Source organism: Rhizobium tibeticum (assembly GCF_900110205.1).
In the GTDB taxonomy this organism is placed as follows: Bacteria; Pseudomonadota; Alphaproteobacteria; order Rhizobiales; family Rhizobiaceae; genus Rhizobium; species Rhizobium tibeticum.
Map to the genome: position 1 here is coordinate 14,389 of NZ_FOCV01000012.1, position 14,930 is coordinate 29,318.

Annotated in this window: 14 protein-coding genes, 2 tRNA genes and 1 pseudogene; 9 read left to right on the forward strand and 8 right to left on the reverse strand. The window is 58.3% G+C overall.

Features of this window, described 5'->3' with window-relative positions:
- Positions 1–66: 66 nt before the first annotated feature.
- From BSG20_RS14720 to BSG20_RS14735, 4 genes are read right to left on the reverse strand one after another with little or no spacing between them, the layout of a single operon-like run.
- Positions 67–630, reverse strand: coding sequence for a GNAT family N-acetyltransferase (locus tag BSG20_RS14720; protein WP_072376656.1), 564 nt, complete (start codon positions 628–630; stop codon positions 67–69).
- Positions 631–634: 4 nt separating this feature from the next.
- Positions 635–1,504, reverse strand: a complete 870-nt coding sequence (gene sseA / locus BSG20_RS14725) for a 3-mercaptopyruvate sulfurtransferase (RefSeq protein ID WP_072376654.1) — start codon at positions 1,502–1,504, stop codon at positions 635–637.
- An 18-nt stretch (positions 1,505–1,522) separates the two neighbouring features.
- Positions 1,523–2,260 (reverse strand): alanyl-tRNA editing protein, encoded by a 738-nt coding sequence (locus BSG20_RS14730; RefSeq protein ID WP_072376652.1) that lies wholly within the window; start codon positions 2,258–2,260, stop codon positions 1,523–1,525.
- 6 nt (positions 2,261–2,266) lie between these two features.
- A complete protein-coding gene (locus tag BSG20_RS14735) occupies positions 2,267–3,307 on the reverse strand; it encodes a cysteine synthase A (protein WP_072376650.1) in 1,041 nt (346 codons plus the stop codon).
- Positions 3,308–3,536: 229 nt separating this feature from the next.
- Here BSG20_RS14735 and BSG20_RS14740 point away from each other — a divergent pair, with 229 nt between their 5' ends.
- Positions 3,537–4,184, forward strand: coding sequence for a ChrR family anti-sigma-E factor (locus tag BSG20_RS14740; RefSeq protein WP_072376715.1), 648 nt, complete (start codon positions 3,537–3,539; stop codon positions 4,182–4,184).
- A gap of 101 nt (positions 4,185–4,285) precedes the next feature.
- Positions 4,286–5,119: an SDR family NAD(P)-dependent oxidoreductase gene (locus tag BSG20_RS14745; protein WP_072376648.1), complete on the forward strand. Its 834-nt coding sequence runs from the start codon at positions 4,286–4,288 to the stop codon at positions 5,117–5,119.
- An 81-nt stretch (positions 5,120–5,200) separates the two neighbouring features.
- Here BSG20_RS14745 and BSG20_RS14750 read toward each other — a convergent pair.
- The 3 genes and pseudogenes from BSG20_RS14750 to BSG20_RS35605 form a co-directional block, all read right to left on the reverse strand.
- Positions 5,201–6,375 (reverse strand): annotated as a pseudogene (locus tag BSG20_RS14750) (class I SAM-dependent methyltransferase).
- A 264-nt stretch (positions 6,376–6,639) separates the two neighbouring features.
- Positions 6,640–6,966, reverse strand: a complete 327-nt coding sequence (locus BSG20_RS14755; protein WP_072376646.1) for a hypothetical protein — start codon at positions 6,964–6,966, stop codon at positions 6,640–6,642.
- A gap of 347 nt (positions 6,967–7,313) precedes the next feature.
- Positions 7,314–7,742 (reverse strand): hypothetical protein, encoded by a 429-nt coding sequence (locus tag BSG20_RS35605; protein WP_143147485.1) that lies wholly within the window; start codon positions 7,740–7,742, stop codon positions 7,314–7,316.
- A gap of 1,676 nt (positions 7,743–9,418) precedes the next feature.
- On the opposite strand from BSG20_RS35605, the gene BSG20_RS14765 reads away from it, so the two are divergent.
- On the forward strand, positions 9,419–9,733 hold the full coding sequence (locus BSG20_RS14765; protein ID WP_072376713.1) for a hypothetical protein: 315 nt from the start codon (positions 9,419–9,421) through the stop codon (positions 9,731–9,733).
- Between the two features lie 437 nt (positions 9,734–10,170).
- Here BSG20_RS14765 and BSG20_RS14770 read toward each other — a convergent pair.
- Positions 10,171–10,245 (reverse strand) — tRNA-Asn (locus BSG20_RS14770).
- A gap of 117 nt (positions 10,246–10,362) precedes the next feature.
- Here BSG20_RS14770 and BSG20_RS14775 point away from each other — a divergent pair.
- The 6 genes from BSG20_RS14775 to BSG20_RS14800 all read left to right on the forward strand — a co-directional run bounded on the left by BSG20_RS14775 (position 10,363) and on the right by BSG20_RS14800 (position 14,858).
- The gene (locus BSG20_RS14775) at positions 10,363–10,659 is read left to right on the forward strand and encodes a hypothetical protein (protein WP_072376643.1); all 297 of its coding nucleotides are present in this window, start codon (positions 10,363–10,365) and stop codon (positions 10,657–10,659) included.
- A 128-nt stretch (positions 10,660–10,787) separates the two neighbouring features.
- Complete coding sequence (locus BSG20_RS14780; protein WP_072376641.1) at positions 10,788–11,249, forward strand: BA14K family protein; 462 nt, start codon at positions 10,788–10,790, stop codon at positions 11,247–11,249.
- Positions 11,250–11,372: 123 nt separating this feature from the next.
- Positions 11,373–11,446: transfer RNA gene (locus BSG20_RS14785), tRNA-Cys, on the forward strand.
- A gap of 612 nt (positions 11,447–12,058) precedes the next feature.
- Positions 12,059–12,241 (forward strand): hypothetical protein, encoded by a 183-nt coding sequence (locus BSG20_RS14790; protein ID WP_024317454.1) that lies wholly within the window; start codon positions 12,059–12,061, stop codon positions 12,239–12,241.
- An 841-nt stretch (positions 12,242–13,082) separates the two neighbouring features.
- Positions 13,083–13,745 carry a protein-L-isoaspartate O-methyltransferase family protein gene (locus BSG20_RS14795; RefSeq protein ID WP_072376639.1) on the forward strand — a complete coding sequence of 221 codons (663 nt, stop codon included), beginning with the start codon at positions 13,083–13,085 and terminating at the stop codon, positions 13,743–13,745.
- Between the two features lie 222 nt (positions 13,746–13,967).
- Positions 13,968–14,858 (forward strand): PopZ family protein, encoded by an 891-nt coding sequence (locus BSG20_RS14800; RefSeq protein ID WP_072376637.1) that lies wholly within the window; start codon positions 13,968–13,970, stop codon positions 14,856–14,858.
- Positions 14,859–14,930 lie beyond the last annotated feature (72 nt).

Below are 14,930 nucleotides of genomic sequence, written 5' to 3' on the forward strand. Positions count from 1 at the left end.
CCTTTGCCGGCACATATACCACCCGATTCCTGCAGGTGCTCTTCGGACTGGTTTCCCTCTGCCGGCTCACCAGTCCCTTTTACTCAACTCCAGAAGTTCCTTGTCGCTGAGAGGCCGGACGATGCCCGAGCCGGTGGAGACCGGGGAAAAGCCGAACATCTGGTAGAGCTGCAAGGCGCGCGGGTGATCGAGGTTGTTGGTCGTCGTCGTCACCCGCTTCGGATTGAGCGTCCAGATTGCATAGAGCGCCTGCAGCAGGAACCACTTTCCGATCCCCAGACCAAGCGCATGCTCGAACAGTCCGAAGTGGCAGAGTTCGATCGTGTCCTCATCCTCGATGAAATACTCATAAAAACCGGCGGGTGCGCCGTTCACGTAGAGCACGCTGATATTGTTGCGCTTGTCGTGCAGCGCCCTGGCCAGATCCTCGTCAACCATTCTCAAACGGTCCACCCACTGCCATCTGGCCCCGACTTGGCGGTAGAGATAGCGGTAGAACGGCAACGGAATGTCGGGTGCCCGCATGATCGCCGTCTGGATGTTGATCGGCACCGGCAGGCTTGCCTTCGGCGGTGCCGTCATTTCCAGGCGCGTAATATGGGCTTTCATGGACGAGGGGGCCTTCACCATCGTGTCAGGCTTTGACCGGTTCTGGCGGGCCAGTGACGACGGGCGTGTCGTCCCGGCCACCCCATTCGCTCCAGGAGCCGTCGTAGAGCTTGTTGTCGGTATGGCCGAGCGATTCGAGCGCCAGCGTGATGATCGCAGCTGTGATGCCGGAGCCGCAGGATGTCACCACGGGCTTCGACAGGTCTATGCCCGCGTCCTCGATCGTCTGCTGGAGTTCCGGCAGCGACTTGAAGCGGCCCTGGTTGGCGAAGACGCCCGATGGCAGGTTTCGCGCGCCGGGCATGTGACCGGATCGCATACCAGCGCGCGGCTCGGGCTCGAGCGCTGCAAATCGGCCGGCGCTTCGCGCATCGGCTATCTGCAGGGCGCCGCTCGCAACGATGTCCCGCATTGTGTCGAGATTGACGACCCGCGAGGCGTCATAGGTCGGCCTAAAGACCTTGGGCTCATAATACGGCACGGTTGTCTCTAGCGGGCGGCCCTCGGATTTCCATCCGTCCAGGCCGCCGTCGAGCACGTACACATTCCGCGCGCCCATCATGCGAAACAGCCACCAAACACGCGGAGAGGCGAACATCCCGATGCCGTCATAGACGACGATGCGGTCCTTTTCCTCGATACCGAGCTTGCCGACCTCTATTGCGAAAAGGTCTGGCGAAGGAATGGTGTGCGGCAGCGCCACGGAGTGATCGGCGATCTTGTCCTGATCGAAACGGATCGCGCCGGGGATATGGCCGGCGGCGTATTCCGCGTCAGCATCACGTTTCTGCGCCGGCAGATAGAAGGACGCATCCAGAAGCCGCAAATCCGGCTTGCCGAGTTCCGCCTGCAGCCAATCGGCCGAAACGACGAAACGGCTCTTCTTTTCGCTCATTTTGCTCTCCCTAGACCGTCAAGCTTCGTCGCCGGGAGCGCCGAAGCGAATTCGGAAGCGCCGATTTTCTTTGCCCTTCTTCTCGATCTTGGCAATGTGAATTTGGCCGACTTCCTGAGTTTCGGACACATGTGTGCCGCCGCAAGGCTGGCTGTCAATCGCAGAGTTTTCGCCGATACAGACAAGGCTGACCCGGCCCAGGCCGATGGGCGGGCGAACATTCTTGGATTTGACGATGCCGGGATTGGCCGCAAGTTCCTCGTCAGTAATCCACTGCAGGTAAACCGGATAGTTCTGCCGCACCAGCTCCATGAGTTTTTCGGTCACGTCGTCCTTGTCGATCGTATCGCTCATGTCGAAGTCAACACGGCTCTCGTCTTCGCCGACGGCGGCACCGGTGATCGGATAGGAGCAGACGACGGAAAGCAGATGGCAGGCTGTGTGCATTCGCATCAGCTTGTAGCGACGCGGCCAGTCGACATGCAGCACCAGCTTTTCGCCAACCGCTGGCTTGGCTTCGCCTTCGAGGGGGACATGCACGACGATGTCCTTTGTCGCTCCATGTCTCGTCTGCCCAAGCGCGATCTTGCTGCCGTCCGTGCGCTCGAGAAAGCCGGTATCGCCCGGCTGGCCTCCCGATGTCGCATAAAAGCAGGTCTGGTCCAGCTCAATGCCCCCGTCATCGTGAACGGCGGTCACCACCGCCTCGCATGTCGAAAGATAGAAATCGTCACGATAGAGGGCATTGACGGGCATGGGGTCTCACGCTGCTGGTTCGTATGGGATCTGTATGTTTTGCGTCTTGGTGAGCCATGCGGGAACTGGAAGGCCCTTCGACGTCAGGAAGTCCGAATTGAAGAGCTTTGACTGGTAGCGGTTGCCGTAGTCGGCAAGGATCGTCACGACTGTATGGCCGGGACCGAGCTCCCTGGCAAGGCGCACCGCGCCGGCGATGTTGATCGCCGTCGATCCACCCAGGCACAGGCCTTCATGCTCGACGAGATCGAAAACGTAGGGCAGGGCGTCCGCATCCGAAATGTTGTAGGCGAAATCGGGCGTGAAACCGTCCAGGTTTGCCGTGATCCGACCCTGACCGATTCCTTCGGTGATCGAGGAGCCAGCGGATTTAAGTTCGCCGTTCTTGTAGAATTCGTAGAGCGCGGCTCCGTCGGGATCGGCAAGGCCGATCTTGATGTCCTTGCTGAAGGCCTTGAGGCCGGCTGCGACACCCGCAAGCGTCCCCCCCGAGCCAACAGAGCAGATAAAGCCGTCCACTTTGCCGTTCGTATCGTTCCAGATTTCGCGGGCTGTCGTTTCAATGTGGGCCTGCCGGTTGGCGACGTTGTCGAACTGGTTTGCCCAGATCGCGCCGTTCGGGTCCGTCTTCGCCAGCTGTTCGGCAAGCCTTCCGGACACCTTCACATAGTTGTTCGGATTCTTGTAGGGAACGGCGGGCACCTCAACGAGTTCTGCGCCGAGCAACCTCAGTGCGTCCTTCTTTTCCTCGCTCTGAGTCTCCGGGATGACGATGACGGTTCGGTAGCCAAGCGCCTTCGCAACGACAGTCAAGCCGATGCCGGTATTGCCGGCCGTCCCCTCGACGATAACGCCGCCCGGCCTCAGCAGGCCCTTCTTCTCTGCATCGCGAATGATGTAGAGCGCAGCGCGATCCTTGACCGACTGGCCGGGATTGAGGAATTCCGCTTTGCCAAGAATCGTGCAGCCGGTCGCTTCCGACGCGCCCTTGAGCTTGATCAGGGGGGTGTTGCCGATTGCCTCTAGAACGGAAGGATAGACGGTCATGGACTCTGCCTCATTTGAACGCTTAGTTTAGGAACGGTCTTTTCCCTTCACAAGGCTAGGTTGGCAAGAAATGCTATTCCATCCCTTTGAGCGCAACGATAAAATTAGACTTCGCCGCGTCCAGGGTGGTCGAGACTGAGCTTTCGCCGCCGCTGTGATCCGGAGATTGACTTTCAACGTACGGATGACGACAAAGCAATCTCTAAAAGCGGAAACGACCGAAACCGTCATGATTCACGATCACATCGACACGGTCGATGCACTGATGGCGCATTACGTCGCCGGATCCCTTCCAGAGCCGGCGCGCGTGCTGGTGGAATCGCATCTTGAAATGAAGCCGGATCATCGCTTGCTGGTGAGCGATCTCGAATCCCTGGCTGGCGAGGCTCTCGAGCAGATACCGGAGGCTGCGATCGGCGATCGCATGGCGCAGCTCGCTGCCGTCTTCGGCTCCGCGCCGCCGGCCGAAGATCGCGCGCCAGCCGATCTGAAGGCACACAGGGGCTTCTTTCCGAGAGCGATACGCAATCTGGTCGGCTATGATGTGGATACAGTGCCTTGGAAGACGAAGCTTCCAGGTTTCAAGGAATACTCCGCCGACATCGATGGCTGTGAAGTCAGCCTGATGTGGATCAAGGCCGGCCGTGCGCTGCCCGCGCACACCCATAAAGGAATGGAACTGACCTTGATCCTCGACGGCGCGTTCAACGATGCTCGCGGTCGTTTCGGACCCGGCGATATCTCGGTAGCAGATGAGAGCGTTGACCACCGGCCGATCGCCGAAAAGGACCGTCCCTGCATTGCGTTTTCGGTTCTCGATGCGCCGGTCAAGCTGACTGGATCTTTCCGTCAGCTCATAGGTGACCTGATCGGCTGAAAGCAGCCACAATGGTATGATACAGGCCTAAATCCGGGAGATGGCGAGGAACTCCCGGACCTTTTTTGGCGTTCAGAAAAGCGGCCCGGAGGAGATGTACCATGCAAGATTTCGTTGCTCGTCCCGAACATGGAATAGCCTGGATTTCCGGCGCGAGTTCCGGAATTGGGCGAGCGCTGGCACTCAAACTCGCGGGAGATGGATACAAGGTCGCCGTCACCGCCCGCGACCATGAGAAGCTCGCCGAATTGCAGGCCGAGGCCTCCGACCTGTCCGGCAGTATTATCGTGCTCGACGGCGATGTTACGAACGCCGAAGACATGGAGCACGTGCTTGCTTCAATCGAATATGAACATGGTGCGCTCGCACTGGCGATCTTCAACGCCGGTGTCTATCTGCCCGTCCACGCGGAGGAGTTGAAGCTTGCTGATTTCGAGCAGAGTTTCGCGGTCAATCTGCAGGGTGTTGTAAATTGCCTGGTCCCGGCCGTACGGCACATGAAGGCGAAGGGGCACGGACAAATCGCCATCGTTTCGTCCGTTTCAGGCTATGGCGGCCTGCCGACCAGTGCGGCCTACGGCGCCACAAAAGCCGCCTTGATCAACATGGCGGAGAGTCTGAAATTCGATCTAGACAAGATGGGCATCCGCATTCAGCTCATCAATCCGGGCTTCGTCGATATTCCTGCAACGAAGAGGAACGAATTCCCCATGCCTTCTCTTGTCTCGGTCGAGGAGGCAGCCGAGCAGATTTCGGCGGGCCTCAAGTCTCGGAGTTTCGAGATTATCTTCCCGAAGCGTTTCACCTACATGATGAAGCTCGTCAATCTCCTGCCTTATAGTCTCTATTTCTGGTTGGTGAATCGCTCGACGGGCTGGCGGGAGCGGCCGCTTGAAAAGCATGCACGACCGGGTATGGCGCATCCTGCAGAGTAGTGTTCGGCGTCCAAGGCATTGACGAGGCGGATGGCGGCCAGACAGGAGGTCATCTGCCGGATTGGCCGCCATCCGCTCTCGTCAATTCCGCGCAAAGACGACCTGGCGGACGTCTATGTTTCTAGCGCGGAAGCCTGCTTCGCAATAAAATAAATAGAATTCCCAGAGCCGCTTGAAGCGCTCGTCAAAGCCCAATGGGCCAACAAGCTCCCATACCGACCAAAAACGCTCGCGCCATTCGGCAAGTGTACGGGCGTAGTCTAACCCGAAACCAAAGTCCCTGACCAGTGACAAATTCACCTTGCGGCCAAGTTCGGCCAGGTGGTCGCGTGTCGGCAACATGCCGCCGGGGAAGACGTAGCGCTGGATGAAATCGGGGTTCGTCCGATATTGGGCGATAGCCTCGGGGCGAATGGTGATGATCTGAAGGCCGGCTTTGCCGCCCGGCTTCAGGCATTGGCGTGGCTTGGAGAAATAGGCTGGCCAGTACTGTTCACCGACCGCCTCGAACATCTCGATCGAGACGATGCTGTCATAAACGCCGGCCTCGTCGCGATAGTCCTGGAAGCGAAACTCGACCTTGTCGCGAAGGCCGGCCCTGCGGATGCGATCCTCGGCAAAGGCAAGCTGCTCGCGGCTGATCGTCAGGCCGGTCACCCGGCAGTTCAGTTCGCTGGCGGCAAATTCTGCGAAACCGCCCCATCCGCAGCCGATCTCCAGCACATGGTCATTGGGGTTGATGCCGGTTGCTTCGGCCAGCGCGCGGTATTTCGCTCATTGGGCCGATTGCAGGTCGCGGGCGCCGGTTGAGTAGAGCGCCGACGAATAGGTCATCGTCGGGTCGAGCCATTGCCCGTAGAAGTCGTTGCCGAGATCGTAATGCGCGGAGATGTTTCGCTTTGAACCTGTCTTGGTGTTGGCGTGCATCCAGTGACGCACACGCTCCACGACCCGCATGATGCCGCTGGTGCCGCGCGCATATTTGCTGGTTGCCTCGCCATTGATCAGAAAAAGCTCGAGGAATAACGCAATATCAGGGCTTTCCCAGTCGCCGTCCATGTAGCTTTCCGCAACGCCGATCGTGCCGCTCGTCAGGGCTCGATTGGTAAGGTTCCAGTTGTGGAGGCGGATGGCAGCGTCCGGCCCGCCGTCGCTGCCCCTCGCAGGGGCAGCCCTTCGGACGCTCTGGCAACGTTCTCGGACGACAGCAGTGTCGCGTTCTGCGCAAAAGAAGACCAATCCCGGGAATCCGTCATAGCTTTCTCCTCCAGCGATTTTGTTGCCGGTTCAGGACGAGGAATGCGTTGAAACATTCCGCCCCCGACGGTTGGCTCCCACCGCCCTTGATGCTGCCTGCTGTAGGTTCGGTGACGAGTTGCAGGGCAAATGTCCTACCCATATTCTTACAGACGACCTTGGCGGGCCTCAGCCCTGCATGTCGAGGCGCTTTACCGATGGCAGCACCGCCCGGGCATGAGAAGAAAATAGAGCCGCTGCAGTTAGAATTGCGGATGCATGCATTACTGCTCCCTCTCTTCGGTCGCAGATGCAGTTTCACAAATTTTTAGCAGCTTGTTGATTTCGTCGCATAAAACCACGAACGCAGCGGCGACGAGCTCGTTGGGCGTGTCGTCCATCTCGGCAATCAGTGTCTCCACCTCGCTCAGTGTCCGTGATGTCATAGGCGTATCTGCTCCACTTTCATCAAGTGTCAGTCGCAACTCGCGGATGCTGGCAATGCCGCGAGCGACTAGCTCCTTTCGTTCGTTGGGAGTCAGCACGTGGATTTGGTTTACTGCCCGAACGAGCTCGGAGACGAAATCCGATGTTGTCGAGATGCTTGACATGCCTCAGTGCCCGAACGGTAGCGGTTTCAATTTTAACCAAAATATCAACACTGTCGTTGTTCGGGGAGCTAACCTTTCGGTTGACAGGTGCATTTTCATAACCTTTGCGGGTACAATAAGCTGCAAGCACAACGCGAGCTCTGGACAAAGCGGACCAGCTTCGTGCGCGAGAGAGGGGACGCGCCAACGCAACCTCGAGTCTTCATCCCAAACGTCGTCGTCCTCCGCATCGTAGTCGCAAGCGTCCGGTTCGTCGAGTTCGTCGTCGACGTTCCCAAGCTGCTGTCATGCGCACGAATGTGTAGGGTCCTTGGCCTCTTTCGCTCTATAAGACCCTCCACATCGGACTACGAGAAAGCCAGACGCGTTCGCTCTGTGCCTTTGCCTATTTGAACAAATGCAAGCTCGCCGTACGCGACTAACTGTTGAGTAGTTGACGGAGATGCATTCAGCGCCGACGCGACTTCCATAAGCGCCAACAACCGCGGCACTGGGAAAGCTTCCATTCTGGCCAAGAACGCTAGTTGCACGTCCTCGCGCTGCGCTGAACGGGCGTCGGCGACGGCTGGTTTGAAGATCGGATTCATCCATTTCCCACCAAAGACTTCAGAGACATTGCCGCCGGCACGAATGCCGAAAGCATTTCGATGTCTCCTCCGGTATGGTGGTGTCCGCTGTCCTTGGACGGCGAATTGCAGCTTGGTGGGCCGCGATGAAAAAGCTAGGCGAGCCGGATGAGGGCGGTCAAGGAGCTGAATAATATCAAGGGCGGTCACGTGATCTCGTGACAGCGGCGTGACGTCAATCTGCCACCCGACCCCATTCTTAAGTTAATGGCAGTCGCGCCCGGTCGCAGGGTCTACCTGATCTTGTCGCAAAGGGCAAAGGCGTCATTCGTCGACTTCCATGAAACCAGAGCAATCGTCATTTCCCGTCAGCGAAGTGCAATGAGTAGAGGAATCTACGGAATATACCTCCCTCGCGATCACGAACGGAGGCGATGCGCTCGAACACTCATTAGCCACGCGGAGCCACGCAGTGAAGATCAAGCAGGCAGGACTTCGCGCAACGCTCAGGCGCAAGCAGGGAAGCCTCTGCTGCTGCTGCGGGGGGTGCATGGTCCTGACGCTCCTACCAGCAGGATGCCGCCTAGCGCGGAAACGCTCGAGCATCTTGATCGGCGATCGGATGGCGGCAGCAACAGACGGTCACACCTGGCGCTGGCGTGTCTCGACTGCAACTCCAGCCGAGGTTCCATGGACTGGCTGATCTACAAGACGAGCGGTGAGCTCTTCGACAGAATCATGAACAAGTTTTAGACGCGACACTTGCGCGCCGGTCCGCCTCCCTGGCGTGGCCTTTTGTATATACCAATGGCCGGCGCGGTCACTACCGGCGCCTCCACCGGCAGCGCGCCGACCGGTCTACCCCAATAGAATCAGTTGCCTCCGCCCGTTTTCTCATCTCTATTAGGTTGACCTAATGGAGGATTCGCGCATGGAGAGACTGCCGCCAGTTCGATCCGACGAAGTCAGCGCCTACGACAACTACGCTCGCCGCTTGATAGCCCATATGCGCGAGAGTCGCCGTCTGCTGGACTCGTTCACGCTACGGGATGATGGAGCTGGATCTGGGTCTGACGGAAAAATCGGCGGGAAGCATTAAGCACTCAAAATGGAGACCCGGCGCTGGGAGCTTCCGGGCCTTCTTGTGCTGGCGCCTTGAGGGACTGCGAGGGCCAGCGCGCGCAACGACCTGTCAGAGCGATTGCGTTGATAAAACCCACAAACCCGCGAATGGTTCCGCTGCGCACTGCTAACGCCCACCAGAAAGCGAAAGCCGACAGGCTAGGGGGCGGCGTGGGCACTCGCGGCTAGGACATGCTGCGGCAACATGCCGAAAAGGTTTGCCGGTTCGGTTTACGCGATCTACCCCTCCCATGAGGCGCATACAATCTCTGCGCTCCACACTCCGCGCAATCCTCAACGACAATGCCCGTTACCTTTGTTCCAGCGTCAGGGCGAGGTTATCCCAGATTCAAAATGCCCCGCCCTAGTGTAGCTGAGGCAGGCCAGCGGCTCGTGGTCGATTTCAACAGTGGGGAGGGAAAGTGGGGAAGAAAACGCCTGCTTCCGGAATATTCAACAAAAGCAGCCGCCTACTTTCAAAACTGGCTCCCCGGGTCGGATTTAAGTGCTTGTTATAGATGTATTTTATTGACACCAGCTGGTGCGCCGCTCCTAATTTCCCTATATTTCGTTGGCATCGTCTATTGCGGGCACCGATAGCGCACCGTCCATTCGCACTCACCTATGGCCGGCGCGGTCACCACCTGCGCCTACACAAGCAGCGCGCCCGCAGGTGTCTTTTTGGGAAGTCCGCAGAGCGCAGCCGTTCATCGGAGGTTAATGCTTATTAACCCAGGCTCGCAGCCTGAAAGGATGCGCCGATGATGAAGAAGATTTTCCCCGCACTCGCAGCCGTAGTCTTGGCTACGTCTTTCGCCCTGCCGCTAAACGCCACGCCGATCGTCGTGCCGAACGCAGTGCATATGCACACCGCCGACGTCGAGCAGGTCAAACACCGCGGCCGTGGTAATGGGTATGCGAATGGCCACTGGAAGAACCGGCGGTACGCTTACCGCGACTGCCGGTATTACGGCTCGTGCTACCGTCCTCGGTACTACGGCTATCCCCGATATTATGGCTATCGCGACTATTACCCCTACCATCGTAGGTCAGGTGTGAGCCTGTATTTTAATTTTTAGTCGTGCCACGGAGCCAACCGTGGCGACCCACGAGGAGACTGCAGCCGTCGGCGCGAATGCCGGCGGGTTTTCTTGGTGGCACACGCGAAAGACCGCCTCAACATGACCAGTTGAGACGGTCAATGCGGATGCAAAATCCGCCGCCCCAGTGGGTTGACGCAGAAGCACCGAGGCGCAGTTGCCGCCTCATCGTTTGGGTTGGGGTGAGATGAGGCAATGAGAACCTATCCAACAGACGGCACTTGCGAAATTATACATAGGTTGCCGGAAGCTTATGCGCAGGTATACGGCATCAAGGGCGAATCCCGTACAGCATGACCGTCTGCCGTCGGCGCCAACCTGCAAGCCTGGCAAAACATAGATTAGGAAACAAATTAGGAGCCGGTTCAATCAAGAACCGACTCCTAAAACAAATTCAGCTACTTAGCTGAGAAAACTGGCTCCCCGGGCCGGATTCGAACCGGCGACCTGTCGATTAACAGTCGAATGCTCTACCGCTGAGCTACCAGGGATCACCGCTCGCCGCGGTGTGAGTGGCCTAATACAAACGCTTGCACGATTTGCCAAGCGGTTTTTTCAAAAAAATGACATCCGCTTGTATTCGACCTGCATAACCCCATTTCCTGTGGATGACTGAAGCACATGATACCACTGGAAAATCAAGCGCCAAGCGATTTGGCATCGACCACACCACGGGCCATCTCATTCTGGGTTCCGTAAGCATCCCGCTCCCGCGGTCGCGCTTTGCCCGGCTGACAATCGGCGTGCTGCTGATCTTCGGCGGCGTTTTGGGTTTTCTGCCGGTTCTCGGCTTCTGGATGCTTCCGCTGGGGTTCATCCTGTTGTCGCACGATTTGCATCTCGTCCGTCGGATGCGGCGGCGATTCTCCGTCTGGTGGGTGAAGAGGCGTAAATCCAACCCTTGAATCTGTGGTCATCCGGCAGCTCAAGCGAAATGCCGAACGGTGCGCGGGCCGGAACCTCGGACCTAGCTAAGCGTTAATGAGATATGCGCGGACGTGTACAAGCATGCAGGAAATAAGAAGGTGCTGGAATGAAGAAACTTGCGGTATTGGTATTGGCAATCGCCACAAGCCTAGCCGGCGTCGGTCCGTCTTTTGCCGAAAATTCAGGCGATGAGCATTCGGTTCAGAGCCGCGGTGGGTTCGGAGATTCCGGTGTGAGAAATAGTCGCGGCTTCGACCGCTGCAGTATCTACCGTTGCGGCGGCTACCGCCATGGCCGTTACGGAGATCGTTATTACGGAAATCATTACGGGAATCGCTATTATCGCGACGGCTACTACCGCCGCCATAACAGCGATGCTGGTGCGCTGCTCGGCGGTCTTGCAGCCGGCGCAATCATCGGCGGCCTCATTGCTTCGCAGCCGGTGGCTCGACCGGTAGGCAATTCGCACGTCGATTGGTGTTACAGCCGCTACCGGTCGTATCGGGCGTATGACAACACCTATCAGCCGTATTACGGTCCGCGGCGGCAGTGCTACTCTCCCTACTAATGGTTGACCACAGAAACGGTGGGATGACGACCTGAAATCCCATCGGTTTTTCAACAACCCCCTTGCACTCGATTTCTATTCATTCTAAATGCCCGCCAACGCTTCGGTCATGAAGCGTCGTGAGGCCTCGTGGCGGAGTGGTGACGCAGAGGACTGCAAATCCTTGTACCCCGGTTCAATTCCGGGCGAGGCCTCCAAATCTTTCTATATACCGACAAGTTATTGATTTTGTGACCGCGTTTCTCCGGGCGGTGGCTGAAGGTGGCCTGTTCCGCCATGCCTATCCGGCCGTGGTGTACTGCTCCGTTTTCGGGCCGTCGCCGCATCTGCCGTCAGAGCTTCTTGCTGCTTCTATCTGCGAAATTTCCAGCGTGACCTCGCCAACCAGCCTACTCCAATCGGATTAGGACCTAGGTCCGTCTAGGCCGGCCCTGATCTCAGCGCTATTGTTTCTCTCGCTGGTCTGCCGAGGACAGTTGGGCTTTGAAGGTCGGACCCACTCCTGATTTAGCGCTTGCCGCCCACGGCAGACAGGGCGGGGGTATGTTTTCAGTCCCGACAATGCTGGAGGGGGCCGGCCCAAGTGGCTGGTCCTCTCCCGGCTTCTGCTATCACCATCCCGACTTGGCTTCCGGTATGGGACAGGACGTGTGTCACCAAAGTCACCTTGCCGTGGCATTTGCTCCATCAACATAATGAGAATCCATACGGCGCTAGCGTTGATGCATGCATTTTCATAGCCAAATCGTCGATTGTCGAATTTTCGATAGGTCGCTAAGTTTCAGTTCCAGTTCTTAGGAGCGCCTCCGATGCCGGCGACCCAAATGCCGCAACTGATCTTTGCCTTGAGCGTGGCGCGGGAAATGGCGGAGCGCGAGCTACACGCGGACATGCTTGTCATCCTGATCGATGAGGCTTTGAAAGAGGCGAAAGAAGAAGCGCTGCGCCACGGCATTCTGGTCGACATAGAAGAAGAAACGGAGCTGCAATAGCCCTCGGCGGCATGCGGCAAACCGAATGGCCCCGGCCGCGGCTGTTTCAGGCCCCGGCCGGGTCGTCGACCTAGGAGGGGCTGGGGAGGCTCCGAAATCGACGCCGACAGCCTACAGATCTCGTCCGACAGTCGGAATTGGTGCTTAGAGGTATGTTTCGTCGTTTGTTCTTGCCTAAAAAGAACCTCGCGGCGAATGTCGACCCGTCGCCCCCACCAAAAAGCTAGGACCCGCGAAGCTTGGGACTTGCAGTCGCCACAAGCAAGACAGGCCCTATAATTCAATCGCCTGCTCGCGGAGTCGTTCGTCGCAGTTCGGCGTTCAGTTGATCCGCTGCAGTGACGGCATTGGTGACACGCCGGTTGTCGCGACATTCGGGGCGCCGACGCTCACAAAGGGAATGAGGAGTATGATGGCCAGCAGCGCGCAGATGAAAAAGCTGCCCAGCACGATTGGTTTGATTGCCATTTCCCGTCCGTCGAACCCCAAGGAAACGACACTATCCGGCGAAAAACTGACAATGACCTGAAGGCAGGCAGTCAGCTCGTTTCACGATCGAAAAGCCCGCAGCAGAAGATGCCAACCAGCGTAGCGATGATGAAGAAGTCGAACAACGAGAGATATTCGATGATGTTCGGCATGGCCTACTCCTCCTCAATTCCTCCGGTTGCAGTAATATCACAGCACGCTCGTTTGTTCCATGAAGGATTGCGGTGGGGCCGCTTCGGCAGCGTTGGCACCCCGAATTCTTGCCGCAGCCATTCGTGAAGCCTTGAAAGGCCAGTGTGCTAAGATTAAGAGACGTGCAGACAAAGCCGCTTCTACCGGGCGAGAGGACACAATGAATTTCGAATCAGCACGCGCAAACATGGTCGACAACCAGATTCGTACGACGGACGTCACCTCGCATTCCGTGCTGACGGCCTTCCTCACCGTGCCGCGCGAGGACTTCGTTCCTGAGAAGGCGAAGCCGCTTGCCTATATCGATCGTGACGTCGAAATCTGCCCGGCAGCTTCCGGCAAGCCGGCGCGCTATCTGATGCAGCCGTCGCCGCTTGCAAAGCTGCTTCAGCTTGCGGCGGTCACGAAGGATGACATCGTGCTGGAGATCGGCGCTGGCAGTGGCTACGTATCGGCTCTTTTTTCGCAGCTTGCTGGAACAGTGATCGCCGTCGAAGAGGATGAAACGCTCGCAGCGGAAGCCAAAACCAACCTTGCCGGCTACACGAACGTGTCGGTCGTCACGGGAACGCTCAATGCAGGCAACCCGGCCGGTGCTCCTTATGATCTGATTTTCATCAGCGGCTCGATCGAGGAAGTTCCTGCGGCCATGCTCGCACAGCTTCGTGACGGTGCCCGTTTGGTCACGGTACAGGGTTATGGCGGCTCCGCACGCGCGAAGGTCTTTGTGAGCGAGCGCGGCACGGTTTCCGAAAACGTCTACTTTAACGCCTCCGTTAAGCCGCTTCCGGGCTTCACCAAGGCGCGCGAATTCGTCTTCTGATCCTTAGCGTTCGGTCAGTCATTTTCAGCGGGCGCCCATGGCGCCCGTCTTTCTTTCTCGTCATCGAATGGTCACGCCGCGAAAGGACGGCAGAAAGCTGTGCACTCCAGCATTCATTTGATTCCCGATGATTTTTTTCAGTCATCGGCTATCCTAAGCTACGGGTGATTCGGATGCCCATTCCACGCAATCCGGTCGTTTTTCGGAATAACGGGGATAGATATGGCTCAGCCAAGCGTAGCGCGTGAACCGTCCATGGAAGAGATTCTGGCGTCGATCCGCCAGATCATCGAGAGCAATGACCCGGGTGCGGGCAGGGCGCTCTCCGCGTCGCTGCCAGCGGTTTATGGCGCCGATGAGGACGATCGTGATTCGGACATCCATTTGACGGTGGACGAGGCCTACGCTGGCGTGGAATTCCCCGAGACCGTCGCCCAGTTCGATCCGCGTTTTGTCGCTGCCAACTCGGCAGGCTCGGCTCCTCTGCCGGAGGCGCCGCCGCGTGCGATGTCTCTCGCTGATGTCGCCGCGCGCGTCCGTGCGGCGTCGGAGCGGAACGCCGCGCAGTTGCAGCGTGAAGTGACGCCGGCATTTCGGCAGCCGGAAGCAAGTGGCACGGAACTGGGGACCGACGCGCCGGAAGCTGTTGGCGAGGCGTCGGCTGCTGCGCCGATGACTTCGCGATCTGCGGACGCCCCTATGGCTCCCATTTCAGCTCCTGCGCCGAAAATCGTCGCCGTGCGCCCGCCCGTGGAAGTACCGTTCGAAATGCCTCAGGTCGTTGCCATCGAGCCACGACCGGCTGTTGCTGAGGCGGCTGAGGTATCCGTTCCCGCTATCTCCGCACCGATGGCGGAGGAGATGCTGCCAAGCCGCATTGAGGATGAGCAGCAGCCAGTATTGCTCTCACACGATGCGGGCCTTCAGGTCGCCCGGTCCTTCGAGGAACTCGCTGCCGCCATCGATGGCGCCGAGCGTCGCTCTCTCGATGAGATCGCGGAAGACATGCTGCGCCCGATGCTGCGCGAATGGCTTGATGACAATCTGCCGACCCTGGTCGAGCGCCTCGTGCGTGAAGAGATCGAACGAGTGGCGCGCGGCCCGCGCCGCTGATCGGAAACGCCTTTCCTCAAAAAGCCGCTCCGGTTTCCGGGGCGGCTTTTTTATTGACTTGCCTGAAGCCAT